Genomic DNA, 20,421 nt, shown 5'->3' on the forward strand with positions numbered 1-20,421 from the left:
AGAAAGAGTGCTACGTTGACATGCTAGCGGTTGTATAGTGTACGTTATTTCTAGCATTTTAGGAAAATATTGATTATGGATTGAGTCGAGATAAAAACGCTTGTTCACGCTTTAAAATTACAGAATTGGCAACTTGAGTGCACATTATTTTCCTCTTACCAAAGACGATCGAGCAATATCCTCATACTTCATTTGACTAAATATACCCGATTTTAATCCCGACACGGTGATTGCCATTTCTTTACGAAAATAAGGGATACGATACATCCACGAGAAGCTTAGATCTCGTAAACCACCTGCCCACCAAAGATCAGATTGATATAAAGGCGTCAGTAAACGGCTTAAAAATTGATAAAATGCGGATGAGCTTTTGCGATGTTGATGATAGTTTTGCCACAGCTTCGAATAATCGATCGTTTCATTGTTCCGTGCCACATGGACTGCTTGTCCTAAAGCCCATGCATCTAAAAGTGCCATATTTGCACCTTGCCCAAGCTGTGGGCTCATAGCATGTGCAGCATCTCCAATAATGCCTATACGTCTTTCACCAAACTTAGATAAAACCACATCACGATAATGGGCAGAAAACCATTGCTGTTTTTGTTCAGGATTGACAATGACTTGCTCTAACCATTCTGCAGCGGGCTTCCAGCGTTTAGATACTTCTTTTAACCATTCTAAGCGGGCGTGTTGATGAGGTAAAAAATTTCCAAGCTGATCTGTTGGAAGACTCCAGAAGATACTGGAAAGTCGTTGATCTGATTGGGATGGAATCGCACCTGTCGGTAATATTCCCATCATGATCTTGGAGCGGTCATAAAATTGATGCAGAATTTGAGTGTTGAGCTGTAAGCATTCGGGAACAATGGTCCATTTGGCGCCCCAAGGATAGGCTTGATCGACTTTAACCCATGCGTTTGGTCTCAGTTGGCTTCGCGCGCCGTTGGCAATAATAACGCTATCAAAGACCTCATCAAAAGACTCAGCATTGACCGTACCCAAAACTCTAATTTCATAAATAGATTCTTCAAGCTTTTGAATATCGGCATTCATTTGCCAAGTGATCAGATCAGGGTATTCATGACATTTCTTTGCCAAGACATGGCATAAGCTGGCTCGATGGATACCTAAACCATAAAAATCAGGATCGGCTTGAGCATAATGACTATCTACCAATTTAAAACCATTGGCGAGTTGTCCCTCTAAGCCTGTGACCATTGCACCGAGTTTAACCGCATCATCAAGCACATCTAAGTGCTCAAAAACTGCAAGTCCAGACGGTTGAAGTAATAAGCCCGCACCGACAGGTTTAAGCTCAGATACTTTCTCAAAAATGGTGACCTGAATATTTTGTTGTGCGAGTAAAATTGCTGCAGCAAGCCCTGCTGTTCCTGCACCGACGATGGCAAATTTTGGAATTTTAGTTTGATTCATTATTAGAGTAAGTGCTTTGAATAATTTAAATTTAACAAAAAGCAAGAAATTAACAAGGGATAATTTGAATCAAGCTCTTTATTCCTTGATTGGGCTTAGCCAAAAATCAACGCATATAGACGAGGCCAGACACTGATTAAATTCAGTGAAAAATACATGATGTAAAGCTTGAGCTATGACTGGCTCATGTCTCAGACTTATATCTCACGTCATTTATCCCAAATCATCAAGAATGCTGTTTTGGTAAATTTAAATTATTGAAAATCATATTAATTGAATGCTGGATGAGGTGACCAATGCAGTGTAATAATTATAAATCTAGCATCACTTCAGTAAAATTTTGTTTCTCCAGCATTTCTAAAAATTCATCACCCAGCCGCTGACTTTCTGCTACAGACTGCTTCCACAATTGTTTTCGCTTCTGATCATCCAGACCTTTCATCACAAAATCTTTACGATCTGGTAAACGTCCTAAAGGTAAAGATTTTAAATAGTCTTGAGAAGGCGAGATCAGTAAAGTCCGTGCTTGGTTTTCAGGATTGGCAGTGCGAGATTTAAACATTTTGTCAAACCAACCTGGAATGATGCTGTCGGAAAAATGTGGATATAAAACAATCCCTTTACTCTCAAAAGGCAAATCGATGTGATAGTCGATCAAACCACCATCTCGATACGCGCCTTGTGGCGCATCGGAAATATTTCTTACCGCAGGTGTAATTGCTGGAATCGAACCTGAGGCCATCAGCCAATCCGCAACATTGTGCTGATTAAAATTTAAATAATGGGTTTTAAAAGCGTCATCTTGAATTTTAAATTGAGGGAACTGGGCTGGCTGACAGATGACCCGTTGCATAAATTTATTCAGATGGTTTCTTGAAATTGCATTACTGCCGATAATGCCGAGTAAGGAGCTATACAGTGCAAGCTTTTGGTCACTTTGAAATAAATGTTCTGCTTTTGCAGCGATAATTGTGAGGTGATACTCGGGATGTTCGACCAGTTTTTGGCTGTGTTGGTCTAAAATGTTGGACAACATGTCGCGAGATATTTTCTCAATCTCTGCAATGTTCATCTTTTTATGAAAGGGTAAGTTAATATATAACTCTGCCAAACGCTCAGGACCGACTTGTTCACCTTGCGCTAAAATTCCAGCAAAGCGCCATGCACCGACGGATGAACCGATTAAAAAGCGTCTTTGTTTTGCCCGTTGGAGAAAATCCCCGAAAATTGCTTGATCTAGCCCCATTAAACCAATACCTTTGGGGCCGCCAGCTGCACCAGGAATCATATCTACTTGATGTGCAGATAATCCTTCTTGTTGTATGCGTTGTTTGGCAAGTGAGCCTGCACGTAAGACAATTCCTGCAGGGCGTTTTTGTAGAATTTGGGTCATGATTTCACTCACTCAAACGGATATTTTTATTGTAGAGTGAGTGATATATTGAACAATGGCGAGAGATGTCACTCAGTGACTTAGCAGTCATAGACAAAAAAGCCTATTCATTGAATAGGCTGAATTGCGTTATTTGGCAATCCGCCAAACTGCTAAAACAGTGGACAAGATAATCAAAACAATTGAAATATACCACGGTGCAATGATCGCAATAGAAAGTAAAATCGCCATGATACTTCCGAAAATCCAGCTACGTTTTTGTTGTTGTTCCACTTCCAAACGCATCATTTGCAATTCATGTAATTGTTTAGCATGCCATGCAGATTGATTTTTTAAACCATTTAAACTATCAACCATTAAAGTTGGAAAATCCTGTGCACCTAAAAGTAAATCAGGAATTTTTTGTCCTAACTCTTTTAAGTTTTTCTGAGGATTCATTTGCGCTTTTACCCATTCAGTGAGAATCGGTTTTGCCAGCTTCCAAATGTCAAGTTCAGGATATAAATCAGTACCTAAACCTTCCACATGTACCAACGTTTTGAGTAATAACATCAATTGTGGTGGAATTTCTAAATGGAAACGACGTGCAATGTCCATGACTTGAATCAAAATACCCGCAAAGTCCAATTCATGCATCGGTTTAGACACCATTGGTCCAACGGTACGGCGCATTTCACGGGATAACGCATCTTGATCGGTGCCCGGTGGAATCCAGCCTGCCTGATGCACAATTTGAATCAGTTGCAAGAAATCACTGTTCATGACCGCAAGCAACATACGTGCAACGGTCATCTGATCTTGTTTAGATAGCTCACCCATAATTGCACAGTCAAGGGCAATATAACGAGGGTGGCTTGGATTCAATGTTTCAACAAAAACGTTTCCAGGATGCATATCTGCATGGAAGAAATTGTCACGAAATACTTGGGTAAAGAAAATAGTCAAACCTTTTTCAGCAAGGTCTTTTCGATCCATACCAAGTTTTTCAAAGGTTTCAATATCCGAAATTGGAACCCCTGTGATCCGTTCAGCAACCATGACATCCTTACTATCCATATAGACTTCAGGCACATACATCATGCTTGAACCTGTGAAGTAATGGCGCATACGACGGGTATTGTCTGCTTCTAGCGTAAGATCCAGTTCATTTAAGATGACTTGACGATAATTCTGGATGATTTCAGACAAATGCACTGCACGAGCTGCTTCAAGCCGTTTTTCTAAACTTGATCCTAGCCACTGCAGAATTTCAAAATCCTGTAGAATCTGACTGCGAATATCTGGACGAGTGACTTTAACCACCACTTCACGACCATCATGTAGCGCAGCAGTATGGACTTGTGCAATAGATGCAGCAGCCAAAGGTTGTTCATCAAAACGAGCAAAAATTGTAGAAATTTTGGCTTTCAGAGATTGCTCAATACGCTCTTTTGCAATATTGACATCGAAGGGTTTAACCCGATCTTGTAATAAAACCAATTGCTGTAAAATTTCAGGTGGAATTAAGTCACGACGCGTGGAAAGTAATTGGCCCAGCTTAATTGCCAAAGGCCCCATTTCCTCTAAGGCTTCTTTAAGCTTGAGCGGGTTTTTACGTTCTTTACTTGACCATGCCGCAGGGTGTAGCCGAATTAAAGCTAAAGCATGCCGAGCTTTCTCAGGTAATTCTTCCGCAGGGACCAGTGTGTCGAGTCTATAGTGCGCGGCGATGCGCCAAAGTTCGAATAAACGGGCAATATGCGGAATCATATATTAAATTACCTGATTTTGATTTTGAGTAAAGTGAGATTGAAGTTGCTGAATTTTTGCTTCAAGTCGGTCAATATTTTGGTTAAGTTGACGGGTATCTTGTTGCAGGTCATCCATTTGCCAACGCGGAGCCAATACACCAGTATCTTCTTTTAAAAAGTCTTCTACAAAAAATAAATGACTTTGCAGTGAGCGTTTGAGATGCTTTGGCGCCAGTTGGATTTTGCCAATTTCATGTGCGAGTGCAGGACCAATCCACGGGCTAAGCTGGGCCGCCAAATCAGGCTCAAGCTGTTGGATAATATTTTGAATATCCTGTAACAGGTGATAATCACCTTGTAGGGGAATATTGCCAATATCATCCGCAACAAATAATTTAGCCAATTCAACAACATTCTTTACATGTAATGTTGCTGTCGCTTCTGCAATCGCAACATTTTTGTCAAAAGGACGTTGTTCAAAAATTGAAGGTGTTTTGCTTTTACCAGTCACAGTCGGTTCAAGACGGATTTTATTTTGATCAAAGTAAACATCGACAGAAAGCTGTGGCGTATCCATCACGACACGTAACAGTTTGCCTTGTAACTGATTAAATTGGATGCGGGTAATTGCATCCAAATTAATAAACTGATTGATTAATCGTTCAACTGCACCGAGTGCCAGAATTGACCACATAATTCAACCTTGCTTGTTATATCTTGGGGAAATTACAGTTTAAAGCCACGGTGTACCGCCACAATACCACCGGTTAAATTGTGGTAATCACAGTTTTGGAAACCGGCACTTTCCATCATACCTTTTAAGGTACGTTGGTCTGGATGCATACGAATAGATTCAGCCAAATACTTATAACTTTCCGCATCATTGGCAACAACTTTACCCATAAATGGTAAAGCCGTGAATGAATAGAAATCATAGAGCTTTGAAAATGGTTCAAATACTGGTTTTGAGAACTCAAGAATCAGTAAACGACCACCTGGCTTTAATACACGATACATCGCTTGGAGTGCAGCATCTTTATCAGTCACATTACGTAGACCAAAACTGATGGTGAGCAAGTCAAAACTATTGTCTGCAAATGGCTCTAAGGTTTCAGCATTGGCCAATACAAAATCAACATTGGTACAGCCAGCATCAATCAAACGATCACGACCAACATTCAACATGGACTCGTTAATATCGGATAAAACCACATGACCTGTTGGACCAACTTCACGGCTGAAAACTTTGGCTAAGTCACCTGTACCGCCTGCAATATCAAGCACGTGCTGACCACGACGTACACCTGACATATTGATCGCAAAGCGTTTCCAGAGGCGGTGAATACCGAATGACATTAAATCATTCATAATGTCGTATTTGCTTGCTACAGAATGGAAGACTTCAGCGACTTTTTGCGCTTTTTCTTCACTATTAACAGTTTTGTAGCCGAAATGCGTGGTTGCGCCGACATTACCTGTATTGGCACCACGTGGGAGGTTGTATTTTGGCACAGTCCCAGAAACTGGCGTATCAACCTGTTGTTGCTGTAAGGACTGTTGCTGACCTTGTGGAGTACCTTGTGGTAATGGTTCTGTTAGAAATGGACTCACTTTGTCTGTATTCGTTGCCGTTTCAGCAGGGGCTGTAGGCTTTTGGTTTTCATTCGACATTTGAGTCACTCCTGAACACAAAAATGGGAAATTTTATATTGCTCTGCATAATGACAGATTCTGCATAATTTTGCAGTCCTCATCATGAAATTGTTATGAATAATATACAAAAACCGATCTTAGAGATCGGTTTGATACAGCCAAAAATTAAATTAATCTTGAAATGGATTGGGATCTCCAGCATGCACTTTTTCGACAATATCACGTTCTTTTAGGGTAAATGCATGGATAAAATCAGCTGCAGATTTCATTGGCTTCATCGCAATAAAACCCTCTCCAATAAAGTCATACATCAATTCAAATTTATATTTTGTTGCAGTACCTTTACACATTTTAAATGCAGTATGCATAATGAATGAACGCATGTATTTGTCTAGTGCTCCACCCAAATCATCCAATAAAGCTAGCTGTTGTTGACGGGCTTCTGCTTGATCTAATTTTAGTAAGGTCAGTCGCATCATTTCATCATCAATCACTTGATCAACAGGGTAATCCTTAAGTAATTGTGCAGCGACTTGCTCATCAAGTTGCATGGCCAGTACCGCCAATCCAACGGATTTTAAGCCAGTCTTAATGGCATTTTCAGGAAGAATTTTTTCTGCTTTGTGCGCATATTTTAGCAAACGTTCAATCTGTATTGCCAAATCATCAAATTCAGGACCACCATATAAACGGTTGATGAAATATTTTGCCATCAATTGATTTTCTTTTTGATTGAATAGCGCATGATGGGTCTTTTCAATACGCATTTTTAACCAGTCCTGCGCTTCATGCAGGCGTTTTTCTAGAATTGGGTCACTGTGATAACTCAATTGTTGATATTGTTCTAAAAGCTGATCTAGTGCAGCAAGTTTTGACATACAGAAACTCTGGATTTCGTTTAGCAACAGCATAAAGGCAGTTGCTAGGTATCACTATGACAAAAGTAAAAAAACAATAGAGAAATATAGTCAGTGGATTTTTAAATAGACAATATCAAAGATTTTATACAGAAAATAATATAACTCTGTTTTTGGGAATAGGTATACTCAATTGAAGTTTCAGACCATAGAGAAGCAGATGATTGAAGAACAATTAGCGTTTGCGTTGCGTGATGAAGAAGAGTTATCCGTTGATCTGATTGAGGCACAATATGCCTTAAAGAATTCTAAAGATAAAAATAATGCCAAAAGCCTGGTCATTTTAGTCAGTGGTATCGAGCTTGCGGGGAAAGGGGAAGCGGTTAAACAATTACGAGAATGGGTTGATCCTCGTTATTTACGTGTTAAAGCAGACCCACCAAGTTTATTTAGCAATAAACAAAGTTTTTGGCAGCCTTATGCACGGCACATTCCATCAGAAGGGCAAATCCAGCTGTTCTTTGGTAATTGGTACAGTGATTTATTGTCAACAGCCATGCATGTTTCTAAACCATTAGATGAAACTTTGTTCGATACCTATATCGAAAATATGCGCGCTTATGAACAAGACCTAAAAAATAATCATGTCGATGTGATCAAAATTTGGTTTGATTTACCCTGGAAAAGCTTACAAAAGCGTTTAGATGCGATGGATGCATCAGAACAGCATTGGCATAAGCTAATGGGCTTGGATTGGCGGAATAAAAAACAATATGATATTGTGCAAAAATTACGTCAGCGTTTTACTGATGATTGGTATGTGATTGACTGTGAAGATTGTGTTGCCCGAGACCAACAATTTGCTCAGTATATTCTGCAAGCATTAAAGCAGTTGCCTCGACATAAAACAACGGTAAGAACCAAGTGGAAACAGGCAACTGTACCTGAGTGTTTATTGCAACCCGCCACAGAAGAACTGGATAAAGACCGATACAAAACTGAATTAAAGAAATTAACAAAAAAAGTATCGGAAGCGCTACGGAATGATTCACGCAATGTCATTATTACCTTTGAAGGCATGGATGCAGCTGGTAAAGGTGGGGCAATCAAGCGTATTGTGAAAAATCTTGATCCGCGTGAATACGAGATTTATACCATTGCTGCACCAGAACAGTATGAATTGCGTCGACCCTATTTATGGCGTTTTTGGACCAAGATTCAACCCGAGGAAAAAATCAGCATTTTTGATCGTACTTGGTATGGCCGAGTATTGGTTGAACGTATTGAAGGCTTTGCCAAGCCTGCGGAATGGCAACGTGCCTATGATGAAATTAATCGCTTTGAAAAAGATTTAACGGATAATCAAACGGTGTTGGTTAAATTCTGGTTGGCAATCAGCAAAGATGAACAAGAAGCACGTTTTAAAGCACGCGAACAAACACCGCATAAACGCTTTAAAATCACCCCTGATGACTGGCGAAATCGTGGACATTGGGATGATTATTTAAATGCTGCTGCGGATATGTTTGAGCGAACTGATACCGAGTCTGCGCCGTGGCATGTGGTTGCGACCAATGATAAGTACACGGCACGTATTCAAATCCTCAAAACGATTTTAAAGCAGTTAAAAGCGGATTAAATGTTTTAAGCGTTGGTTCCTATGAGATCATTACAAAAGATTTTGCTCGATCATAAACAGTACTTAACTCAGCCGAGTGAAAAGTTAGTTAATCAGTTGATTCGAAAACTAGACAATGATTCATATTTACCTGATCGTAAAAATGTTCATAAATTACATATGCTTTCTACCAGCGAAGTAGATAAGTTTTTGCTCAATTGTTTAGCTAAATATCAACTGAGAAATGAGCTTTATGATTTAAGCAATCATGATATAGGAAGTTTAAGAGCAGTCTGGTCTGTATTAAGTTTCTCTAAAAATCCTGAAGTTATTCAATATTTTGATGATTTTATTTTAGAAAATATTCGTCATCAGCCTGTGTATTTAGCAAATCTTTTTGAAGTTTTTAATTTCTTGGAAGAGTTACATCCTTCTGTTGAGCAGATTCAACAGTATTATGATCAACGCTTACCTGAGTTGCCTGCTTATCAATTATTGAAGCGATTAGATATTCATCCAGTTGATCCATTCAATTGGTCAATTTCATTTACTTTAACAACCGATGGTGAATGGTTGACTCCAAGAGAACTCACTGATGAAGAAAAGAACCGTCGTTATATACTAGAAATTAGATTAAATTCGCCTGAAGCATTGAATGATACATATTTAATCGATATTTATAACGATTCTTCATCAGAAAGAAAGCGGATAAAGATGAGGGAAAGCCATATATTCACTATCGATATTGAGCCGGATAAATTACCAGAAGTTGATTTATTATATTTAAACCTGTTTTTGACAAATATTGAGCAATTGCTCAATGTTCAATTTAATTTAGAGAAAATTGCGTATATAACTGTCACTAAGGGTATTAATCGTAAGAAAATAGAAACATGGATCAGAAATCGTTTTTTAATTTAATTGATTATTTTTTCTGTTACATATAAAAAATAAAGCGGATTAAGAATCCGCTTTATACATATTCAAATTAGGAATATTTAGCTCACTAACTTTTGAGTTTGTTTGTTTTGAATATCTTTCGCTAATTTATAGCATTCCTCTACATGTGCTTCCGCAACTTTCTTCATTACGATATAGCCTAGACTTGCAGCAATGATTGAACCACCTAGCGGAATAAACTTAGTCACCTGTTTAGTAATGATTTTAGCGGCCATATTATTCAATGATGCTTTTACTGCAGTACGTGCAACCACCAAACCTGAAAATTCAAAACCACGTTTGCGCAGTTCATTCCAATGAATTTTCTTGGTTGCAGGGTCATAAACACTGATTTGATCTGGCGCTAAACCAAAACGGGCATTGATTTCAGGGATGAGAAGAGACAGCATACCCACATCAATCACAACATCTAAAAACGGAACAGGAATCACGGCGACTCCAGCAGATACGTAAGAGCGCTTTTTAACTTGCTCCAAACATTCATCACGAATCTGTTCTAAATTTAAGCTTGGATCGATTGAGTCTGGAAGTTTATCAATTTTCATAAAACAATTACCTTTGTTTCAAGCTTTTTCTCATATTTTTGAAAACGCATGTTTAAGCTTGAAATTGTGAAGTTATTTCCAAATAATGTTTTAAAAATGCCATAGTATGATGGTGTTGTATAGTGGCGAATGTTTATGTTTTGTGCATAAACGTAGACAGTTAAATATTGACAGTTGAGGATATATGGCAATTCATGTGATTCAAAGCCAACGCATTGATGTCTTGGTGCAAGGACTTTTGCAAAATACCATTAAGCCATCCAAAAAACCTTTTGCTGTCTTGCAAACGCAACATTTTATTGTCCCAAGTCCTGCTGTACAGGAATGGTTGAGCCAACGTATTGCTGAACAACAAGGCATTAGTGCGAATAGCCAATTTCATCAGCGGATTCGTGGTTTTCAGTGGTTTGCTTATCAGCAAGTTTTAGATGACAAAGATAAAGTCCGAAAAGCCAATATTCCGCGTTTGATTATGAAGTGGCGAATTTATCAAACGTTGAAAAGTTTTATAGAGCAGGATGAAAATAGCTTAGCCCAAGATCATCCTTTGCATGGCATTATCCAACGTATTTATGATGCAGCCTCGCAACTAGAGCAAGGTTTAGAGAAGCAACTCAAAAAACAAAGTATGTTGTATTGGGTCTCTGAACAAGTGTCAAAATTGTTCAGTCATTACATGTTGTATCGTGGGGACTGTCAACGCGGTTGCCAACTGAACAATGGACAGTCATGTAGCTGCCCAAGCAATTGGTTAGGGCAGTGGGGACATGGTCAAGCACTTAACCTAGAACAGCAATTTTTTAAAACCAATCAACAAGTTTCAGCATTTACTTTAAATCAAGCACAAGAGTTGGAAACTTGGCAACGTTGGCTGTGGCAACATACATTTCATGATGATTTTATTGAAATGCAAAGTATTGATCATGATTTTTGGCAAATCATGGATGATGATCTTCAACGTCCTCAAGCTTTAAAGAAATTACCTAGCCAGCTGATTATATTTACTTTATTGGACTTGCCACCGAGTCAATTACAGTTTTTAAGACGATTGGGACAATATTTGGATGTGGTAATTTTACATTACAACCCATCACAAGAATATTGGGCCGACAGTGTCGATCCAAACTGGAAAAAACAATATGATTTGCGGGTAAAGGCGCGTTTTGTCAGCAAATATCCTAAAGCGACCGATGCAGATATTCAAAACTTTTTTGATGAATTTACTTTAAATTTTAATGCGGAAATTCGTGAATCACGGCATCCATTATTAACCCGTTTTGGTAAGCAAGCTCGTGACCATTTTTCGATCTTGTCCAATTTATCTTCAGGTGAAGAAGGACAATGGGTGGATGCGTTTGTGGATGAAGAACCGACTCATTTATTAAGCAAATTACAATCAGATATTCTGTATTTGGTTGAGCCTGAACCACATGCTTACCCAATTGCTAAAACGGATGACTCGATTCAAATCCATGTGTGTCATTCGTCTTTACGACAGCTTGAAGTGTTAAAAGACCAATTGATTGCTTGGTTGATGAAAAATACTGCTGAACGGCCACATCGACCAAGTGATGTTTTGGTTTTAGTACCAGATTTAAAACAAATTGAACCGCTTATTCGCAGTGTATTTCCGCATACACCAAACCAAGACAGTATTTATCTACCCGCGAAGATTGCTGGAGTAACGCAACTGGATGCCAATAATGCTTGGCGTGCTGTTTTAGGCCGTATTCAACTGGTGGAAGGTCGTTTTAGTGTTGAGAATTTTGCAGATTGGTTAAGTTTAAATGCTACGCAATTACGTTACGGTTTGGATATTTCAAATACAGAAAGAATGATTGAGTTATTGATCAATGCAGGGTTTAAACGTGGTCTAGATGCACAACATTTACGACGATCGTTAAGTCAGGATGATGAAGATTTCCGTTTTAGTTTTAAATTTGCCCTTGATCGTTTGGCTTTAGGTATTGCGATTCCAGAACATACGATTTTTGAAAATACCCTTAGTTATGCACAAATTTTGCAAAGTGATTTTGAGTTAGTGGCTAAACTGATTCAGATTTATCAAGATTTTGATGCTCGCCGTGACTGGATGATTGCGCATGAGTTGGGAAAAAATACTGCTTTAAAATGCAATGTTGAGGCATGGTTAAAACTACTGATGCAAGACATTGTTGAGTTTGAACAAGCCGGTGTTGAGTCGTTAAAAGTCGTACGTGAAATTGTCAAAAAACAAGAGCGGATGCTGACATTAGCCAGTTTTTATGATGAACACGCACAACCTATTCTTAAAAATATTTATTTACCTTTACCTTATCTATTGAATGAAATTCAAAATTTATTAGAAGGTCAAATTGATCAGGCTTTACCGACAGGTCAGATTACCTTTAGCCAAATTGGTCAGATTCGTCCTTTGCCTTATAAGTTGATCGTCCTGTTAAATTTGGATGGGGGTAAGTTTCCAGATCGAAATGTGCATTTACCCTTTGATTTAATGAAAATTCTCAAGCCACAATTGGGGGATCGTTCACGTCTTGATGATGATCAAGGGGCTTTCTTAGATGCTTTGTTATTGGCGCAGGAAAATCTATGGTTATTTTATAATGGCTTTGATGTGAGTGATGGTGAAGTTCGTGAGCCATCTAGCGTTTTACAGGAATTGGTCAATCATATTGCCCTGATTGCCCAATCTGAAACAGCATTATCTACGGACAATAAAGATATCAGTCCTGTTGATCATATGATTGAACTTAACGGGATTCAGGTCCCTGAACATTTGCAGTGTTTATTTCAAATTCACAGCTTACAGCCTTTTGATCCAACTGGTTTTGAATCAACAACACCGCTTCGTTTTCAAGACCAATGGTTCAATGTTGCACAACAAATCCGTCAAGCGGAAATGCTTGCTAAACGTGGGGCTTGGGCAAATACACAATACCCTGTTGTTCAAGAAGAGCTCACTGTTTTGGATGCGCGACAATGGATTCAAGATGTCACTTTCCCAGCACAATTATATTTAAAAACTTTAGGTGTAGAGAATCTACGCGCAGAAGATATCCCTGCAATGAATGAACCCTTAATTTTGGATGGTTTGGCACGTTATCAGATTCGAGATTTCTTACAGAAACAATCAGCTCATTCCGCTGAAGATTCTTGGTCTCAAGAGATTGGATTACTGCAAAATCAATTACCCATTGGCAAGGTTCAGCACAGCGCATGGCAAATCAGTTTGGCGGAACAAGACAGTTTAAAAGAGCGTTTACAGCGTTATGCTACTGATGTGACGTTGACAACGCAACGCCAATGGCGAATTGACGCTGGTTTGATTATGAATATTACAGTACCTCAGCAAGCAGGACAGCATTGGGTAAGTTTGGATGCGTCAAGTGGTCGTGCTAAACGTCGTGCCAAAGTTTGGTTAGAATATTTACTCTGGTTAAGCTATTTAAATGTAGATGCTGAAAAGTCCAAAACGCTACAACGTATTGCGGTATTTAGTGATGTCACGATCATCAGTACAGGTTTAAGTTCAGAACAGGCAAAAGTATATTTATTGCCGTGGTTTAAAGCATTTGCTTATGCCCAATCGGAACCTCTAGTTCTGCCTGCGGGTTTGTTATTAAAACCCGCTGAAAATAATAAGCAGTTGGAATGGTCACTCGGGACTGTTGAAGGTGGCTTAGCTGGACATGGTTTAAATGCGGATACACAACATCATGTGGAAAGCATGTTAATCAATAACTTTGCAGATCTTTTAACTGAATGGGATAAAAGTGATGCGTTTTTACCTTATGATTTGACTGAAATGGAATGGAGTAAAAAACATCGGGACTGGCAATTTATTTTGCAAGAACAAGATGCAACCGCATTGTTAAAACATGCCTGTGATCACTTCGCCTATGCGTTGTATCAGCCGATTTATCAGCATCAATTTGTTGCGGAGGAATAAACATGACTTCCGTAAATTCACAGTTGCCGACAGCACAAAATCACACAGCCAAAAGAGTTTCGATTCATCCGATTGAGGATATGCAATTTGCTGGATTGCACTGGATCGAAGCTTCAGCAGGCACAGGTAAAACCTATACGCTTTCAAGCTTGATGGTGCGAATATTTTTAGAAAAATACTTACCTAGTCAAGTCATTGCGACCACATTTACCCGTAAAGCTGCAGCGGAATTGAAAACACGTATTCGCTTACGATTACAAGAAACATACCGCTATTTTGACTCGTGTCGTGAATTAACCGAAGCGCAAGTCTTGACCAAAGCAATCCAAGAGTCAGATCCATTATTTTCTAAAGTATTAAAAATGTTTGCTTCACGGGTTGCTTATGCCTGTGAACGGTTGAAATTGGTGATTGATCAGCTGGATGAACTTTTTGTCGGGACTTTGGATAGTTTTAGTCAGAAATTACTGCGTGAGTTCGCTTTTGAAAGTGGCAAAATTGAGCGAGCTGAAATTACTGATGATGCGAAAAGTTATAGTCAGCAATTGATTCACGATGTACTTCGCGCATGGATTCAAAAACAACCCCAAGATATTGTGGACAGTTTGATGTTTGCTGGGGAGTTATATAGTGTAGATTATTATGTTGCAACAGTTGAACAAAGTTTAAATTTTGCCTCAGCAAATTTTATTGAACCCAAATTCTCCAATGCAGATGCTCTGGTATTCCAACAAGCCACTGAACAGCTTGCTCAGATTCAACTTGCTCAATTACAGACTTTGCAAAATTATTATTTATTGGATGGTGAGTTTTATAAATTTGTGAATGGGACAAAATTTAGAAATGATCGATTGAATCGTATTTTTGCCAAGAGCTTGCCACGAATTATTCAAACTCTACAACAGCATGACTATAAGCATTATTTAAGTTCAAAGCTGAGTGTTGAAAAGTCCGACTTTGCAACCTTGATTAAGGTGATTCGCGAGCAGCAAATTTTTAAAAAAGCTGCACCTGAAAACGTACAATCCGATTTTTATCATCATCCCCTTATTCAACAATTACTCACTATTTATGCGCAGATTGAAACATTTGAAAATCAATTGCTTGGTACGAATACATTCTTAAAATATTACTTAGCAAAAGAAGTTAAAACACGTTTGCCTCAAGTGTTGCAACAAAAAGGCGAAACCACCTTTGCACAACAAATTCGGACCCTTGCAGATGCTTTGCAAGGTGAACAAGGTCAGCGTTTTGCGACCTTTGTCCATGCTCGTTATCCCCTGATTTTGGTTGATGAATTTCAGGATACCAACCAAGATCAAGATGATATGTTGGCACAAATTTGGCGTCATCCAAGTCGTGTCAAACAGGGGTGTATGATTATGGTTGGTGACCGTAAGCAGGCAATTTATGGTTTTCGTGGCGGGGATATGTTGACCTTTTTAAAAGCACATCAGGACGTGTTTGGTAAAGAAGGGCATGAATATAATCTGATTTATAATCACCGTTCGGTAAAGCCTTTGGTTGAAGTTGTTGATGCTTTATTTCAACAGCAAATGGATTTTGGTGAACAGGTGATATATACACCAGTGCAAGCTGGTTCTCGTCCGCATCCAGATTTGATTGATCAAACCCATGTTAATCCACTGCCTTTAAGGTGGATAAAGCTCGAAGATAAAAACCAAGAAGCTGAACAAGTAGCATGGAAAATTCGTGAGCTACTGAATCAAGGGATTCAAGGCAGTTTATATTTTATTGAAAAATCAGTGCATCGTGCAGTAGATGAAAACGATATCGCCATCCTCTCGAAAAACCATGATGGCTTAGATAAAGCACAATCCACGTTGGAGTTTTTAGGGATTCGAACCAGTCGACCATCGAAAAAAAGTGTCTTTGAATGTCAGGTTGCACGAGATGTTGGGGCTGTGCTAGCTGCAATTTTGCATCCTTATCATGAAGCCAAAGTAAAACGCGCTTTGTTAAGTCGTTTGATCGGCTTTGATCTAAAAGCGTTGATTGCCTTGGAACAGCATGCCGATGGTCTGAGTGTCTATATTGAACTGTTCGATCAGATTCGTGAGATGTGGCTCAATCAAGGGTTTTTAACAGCTTGGCAATATCTGCTCAATCAATTTTCTGCCTGGACAAAATTGGTGGAAAAACACAGTCGTGACAATGAACGTGTGGTGGTGAATTTACGTCATTTAACTGAGTTATTGAGTCAGCACAGTGAAGATTATCAAGGTGCACAAAATCTTTATCATTGGTATTTAAAACAACTCACTTCGCCAATGGAACGAGAGTGGGAGATGGAAAGGAAACTGTCCAATGAGGCAGGGGTTCAGTTGATGACCATTCACCAATCCAAAGGGCTCGAATTTAAGTTTGTGTTTTTATTGGGAGCCGATAAAGAGTTTAAAGAGATCAATAAAACGCTGAATTTCTCGACCGTTGAACAACTGAATGTACGAACAGGACAGAATGAACAACAACGTGTAGTCGCTATCAATGATGCCAATCTTCTCGATAAAAAAGATATTGAGCAGCACAATGAGCGTGCATTAGCAGAGCATCACCGTTTGTGGTATGTGGCACTGACACGTGCCAGTTATCGCGTTTATGCGATGCTGAGTGATGTAAAGGAAAAATCAACAACTGGATTGGCATTTTGGCGAGGTCAGGGTACAAACACTTTTCAACATGCTGGAAGTGCTATGGAGGCGTTGTTGACTGAATGCCCATCGCATTTAGAAAAGGCCAAGAGCGACGTTCAATTGCCTTTACTTGCACAAGCCTTTCCTACTCAACGTTTTTATCCTCGTGGCAAAACCAGTTTTAGTGCTTTGGCCCAGCATTTAACTCGGCAACAAATTCAAGATGCGTTAGCGGTTTCTGAACAAAAGTTAGAACCAGCAGAAGATGAAATTCAACAGCCTATTGCTGAAACCACACCAGATGAAATTTCAACTCAGCCTATTGCTTGGATCAAAGCCAATTTTCCAATGGGGACGGTTGCAGGCAATTTTTTGCATGAAATTTTTGAACATATTGATTTCAAAGATACGCATTACTGGCGTTTGGAAATACGCCGTCGCTTTAAAAATGATTATTCAAGTTTATGGACGGAGTTACTGGAAAAATATCAGCAGGCTTTTCTCAACGACAATTTGAGTGAGGGCGTTTCTCAAACAGAACACGCTGTAGAAGAGAAGCTGATTGACTGGATGGCTGAGTGGTTACAGGATGTTTTATCGACTCCGATTCTCAGTCATTTTAAAATGGAGCAACTTGAACCACACGAACATTTAGCTGAGTTTCCATTTTATCTGGCCCTTTCAGATCGAGTTTTGGCAATTAAACGTATACATCAATTGTTTGATGAGCATGCCATTGCAATGCCTGAGTTTAAAGATGCCAATTCAGCACGTTATTTAAATGGGTCAATTGATTTGGTGTTTTTTGATGGTCAGCAATATCATATTGCCGATTATAAAAGTAATTTTTTGGGTGTAGATCAGCAAAGTTATTCATTTGAAGCTGTTCAGGACAGCATGTCGCATGCCAGTTATTGGCTACAGGCATCTTTGTATTTGGTGGCATTGCATCGTTATTTGAAAATCCAGCTCGAAGATTATCAAATTGATCGTGATCTGGGAGGCGCAACCTATTTGTATTTACGTGGTATGAATGGTCAAAGCGGACAAGGTTACTACTTCTGGCGACCCACTACGGAATTTATTTTAAGACTTGATGCCATATTGGGCTATTTTACTGAGGATAAATCCAGTTGAATCGTGTGAATAGTTGCTTGAACATCTTTGCAAACAATAAGTTATTCTGTGGATAACTCTGTTGAAAACCTTGTAGATAACTCTGAGGATAACCGTGTGGAAAATAAACAGGATTTAGAAAGCCAAGTCCCGCAATGGATTGAGGTATGGAGTAAATATGTTTTATCACAGTATTCCACAGCTTTAGAATTAGACGAATATGCAGTTGAATTAGTGCAAGAGATTTTGTTGGCAACGACTCAAGGGGATAGCTGCATCTCAGCAGAGGATCAAAATATAGTCCTATTAAAGCCAATAATTGTTGACCATGATGTGGCTGAAACAACGATTGCACCATTTGTTCAACAGCATGGGTTGATTTATCTGTACCGCTATTGGCAACTTGAGCGACGTTTATCTGTACAAGTCGAAAGGTTAAAACAGTCTGAAATTCAACAAATTGATATTGTAGGGTTTGATCATCTTCTTAATGATCCGCATCAAAGCGCTGCTTTGAAGATGGTGGCGGGTAACGCTTTCAATATCATTACAGGCGGGCCAGGAACGGGGAAAACTTATACTTTGGCAAGAATAATTGCAGTATTACAGCAAACCATTCCTGATATTCGTATTGCAATGGCTGCGCCCACAGGTAAAGCCGCACAAAGAATGGGCGAAGCACTACAAAAATCTTTAAGTGACCCAAAATTACAAAGCTTTGGATTGAATCAAAATCAATTCAACCCCATGACTTTACATCGGTTATTGGGTTTGGGAAATCAGCATATTCCACGTTTTAATCTGAGACAGCGATTACCTTATGATGTGGTCATAGTCGATGAAGCATCGATGTTGGATTTAAATTTAGCCACGATGTTGTTTGAGGCGATTCCTGAGCATTGCCGTTTAATTCTTTTGGGCGATGCCAATCAATTGGCTTCTGTGGATGTCGGTTCGGTATTGGCAGATTTACAGAATGTACAATCATTACAGTACAATCGGGTCAATCTACAGACCAGTCAACGCTTTAAAGAGGGTGCCTTAATTGGAAAAATGGCACAGTTTATTCAATCACAGAAAAATCAAAGTATAGCCCGTGCAGAATTATTGGCGAATTTTGAGCAAGAGATTGTTGCGGCTAGTGCGCTTAAACCAGTTGAACTCAAAGCAAATATGCAAGATGTGATTCAGCTTGAATATCTGCCTGAAAAGATTTTTCCAGCAGATCTAATGCAGTATTACCAAAAACTCAGTTTAGGTTTTCAAGCTTATTTTCAAAGTTTAAACAACTATCTGATCGCCGACGACTCTCATCATCAGATTGAAGCGGTGACACAAGCATTTGACCTATATCGTATTTTAACGGCTGTTCGGCACGGTGCATTGGGATTGAATAGCTTAAACCATGAAATGGAAAAAGCATTATTTGAATATCTTCCAACATTGGCTCGTTATGGTGACTGGTATGTTGGGCGTCCTGTGATGATGAGCTATAACGATTATCAACTTGGTCTTTCCAATGGAGATATCGGAATTTGTCTAAAACATCGCCAGCATGTTGATCAATTTGAAGTCTATTTCCCCAGTTTAGACAAATGGATTGCTGCAACACGTTTGCCTAAATCGATGCAAACCGCTTTTGTTTTAACCATTCATAAATCTCAGGGTTCAGAATTCACCCATACTGCAGTAGTTTTGGATGTTACAGCAACACGCTTATTGAGCCAAGAGTTGATTTATACTGCTATTACACGGGCTAAATCAGTGGTGAGTTTACTGGTTGATCAACAAGCATTTATCCACGCTTTAGACACCACCACAACTAGAATGAGTGGATTGGTTAGCATGATTAACACGGCATAGTTATTTTGTAGTTTTTGTTGATAATTTGCCTCTATGTACGAAATTGCTTACATGAATTCGAGAGATTTGCGCATAGAGCTTCTTGTTACTTTTTGAGATGATGAAGACATAAAGAACTCAGCAAGGATCGTTGAGTAAAATCGCAAAATAATAATAATTTAAAGTCGTGAGACTGCGAACTTACAGGAAAGTAAGTGATAAGAGGAAACTTACAGCCGCTAAGCCTTGTAGTTTTGGGAGAGACTACAGGGCTTTTTTATTAAAATTAAATGCTGAATTTTACCTCAAAGAGAATCAATCTATTTTTTAAATTAAGTTTTAAATTTGGGTCTAGTCAAACCACCTTATTAATCATACAAGTGGTTTCTATCAAATCATTAGTCAGAAATAAAACTTCTATTTTTGTATGAACTTTTAGAATCTGTTAGTTATCAATTCAATTTTTGTACTATTGAACCCTAGATGGTGATCCTATCGTGTGGCGACATGGATGTCTCCATGTTGGGTGGAGCTACAGGACACCCCCTCGCCCATGAGCAAAAAAAAGCAGTGCTTTGTTTGTAGCGCAAGGTTTGGCAACCCTTACGAAAAGTGGGGCATCGCTAACGCAAAGGTATTTAAACTTTGAATATAAGGTGTATTACTGCAA

General features: G+C 39.0%; 12 protein-coding genes. 5 read left to right on the top strand and 7 right to left on the bottom strand.

Translation table 11 applies throughout. The features are described 5' to 3' along the window. Nucleotides 1–144: 144 nt before the first annotated feature. The 6 genes from AC2G3J_RS01525 to AC2G3J_RS01550 form a co-directional block, all read right to left on the bottom strand. A complete protein-coding gene (locus AC2G3J_RS01525; RefSeq protein ID WP_419358730.1) occupies nt 145–1,434 on the bottom strand; it encodes an FAD-dependent oxidoreductase in 1,290 nt (429 codons plus the stop codon). 310 nt (nt 1,435–1,744) lie between these two features. Further along, entirely contained in the window at nt 1,745–2,827 is a 1,083-nt protein-coding gene (locus tag AC2G3J_RS01530; protein ID WP_336953711.1) for a patatin-like phospholipase domain-containing protein, read from the bottom strand. 129 nt (nt 2,828–2,956) lie between these two features. Next, on the bottom strand, nt 2,957–4,576 hold the full coding sequence (locus AC2G3J_RS01535; protein ID WP_336953712.1) for an ABC1 kinase family protein: 1,620 nt from the start codon (nt 4,574–4,576) through the stop codon (nt 2,957–2,959). A 3-nt stretch (nt 4,577–4,579) separates the two neighbouring features. Beyond that, nucleotides 4,580–5,251 carry a ubiquinone biosynthesis accessory factor UbiJ gene (locus tag AC2G3J_RS01540; protein ID WP_419327969.1) on the bottom strand — a complete coding sequence of 224 codons (672 nt, stop codon included), beginning with the start codon at nt 5,249–5,251 and terminating at the stop codon, nt 4,580–4,582. Between the two features lie 32 nt (nt 5,252–5,283). Further along, nucleotides 5,284–6,228 (bottom strand): bifunctional demethylmenaquinone methyltransferase/2-methoxy-6-polyprenyl-1,4-benzoquinol methylase UbiE, encoded by a 945-nt coding sequence (gene ubiE, locus AC2G3J_RS01545; protein ID WP_336953714.1) that lies wholly within the window; start codon nt 6,226–6,228, stop codon nt 5,284–5,286. A gap of 152 nt (nt 6,229–6,380) precedes the next feature. Further along, nucleotides 6,381–7,088, bottom strand: coding sequence for a DUF8198 family protein (locus AC2G3J_RS01550; protein ID WP_419358734.1), 708 nt, complete (start codon nt 7,086–7,088; stop codon nt 6,381–6,383). A 199-nt stretch (nt 7,089–7,287) separates the two neighbouring features. Between AC2G3J_RS01550 and pap the strand changes: the two genes are divergently transcribed. Continuing rightward, complete coding sequence (gene pap / locus AC2G3J_RS01555) at nt 7,288–8,706, top strand: polyphosphate:AMP phosphotransferase (protein ID WP_336953716.1); 1,419 nt, start codon at nt 7,288–7,290, stop codon at nt 8,704–8,706. A gap of 21 nt (nt 8,707–8,727) precedes the next feature. Beyond that, nucleotides 8,728–9,606, top strand: coding sequence for a hypothetical protein (locus AC2G3J_RS01560; protein ID WP_483770573.1), 879 nt, complete (start codon nt 8,728–8,730; stop codon nt 9,604–9,606). A 77-nt stretch (nt 9,607–9,683) separates the two neighbouring features. Here AC2G3J_RS01560 and AC2G3J_RS01565 read toward each other — a convergent pair whose 3' ends face one another. Continuing rightward, nucleotides 9,684–10,190, bottom strand: coding sequence for a hypothetical protein (locus AC2G3J_RS01565; RefSeq protein ID WP_336953718.1), 507 nt, complete (start codon nt 10,188–10,190; stop codon nt 9,684–9,686). Nucleotides 10,191–10,374: 184 nt separating this feature from the next. On the opposite strand from AC2G3J_RS01565, the gene AC2G3J_RS01570 reads away from it, so the two are divergent. From AC2G3J_RS01570 to recD, 3 genes are all read left to right on the top strand, one after another. Further along, a complete protein-coding gene (locus AC2G3J_RS01570) occupies nt 10,375–14,139 on the top strand; it encodes an exodeoxyribonuclease V subunit gamma (protein ID WP_483770574.1) in 3,765 nt (1,254 codons plus the stop codon). A 2-nt stretch (nt 14,140–14,141) separates the two neighbouring features. Beyond that, nucleotides 14,142–17,930 carry a UvrD-helicase domain-containing protein gene (locus AC2G3J_RS01575; protein WP_483770575.1) on the top strand — a complete coding sequence of 1,263 codons (3,789 nt, stop codon included), beginning with the start codon at nt 14,142–14,144 and terminating at the stop codon, nt 17,928–17,930. Between the two features lie 96 nt (nt 17,931–18,026). Then, nucleotides 18,027–19,772, top strand: a complete 1,746-nt coding sequence (gene recD / locus AC2G3J_RS01580; RefSeq protein WP_483771056.1) for an exodeoxyribonuclease V subunit alpha — start codon at nt 18,027–18,029, stop codon at nt 19,770–19,772. The last annotated feature ends 649 nt before the right edge of the window (nt 19,773–20,421 follow it).

The sequence above is a fragment of the Acinetobacter legionensis genome, from assembly GCF_057165765.1.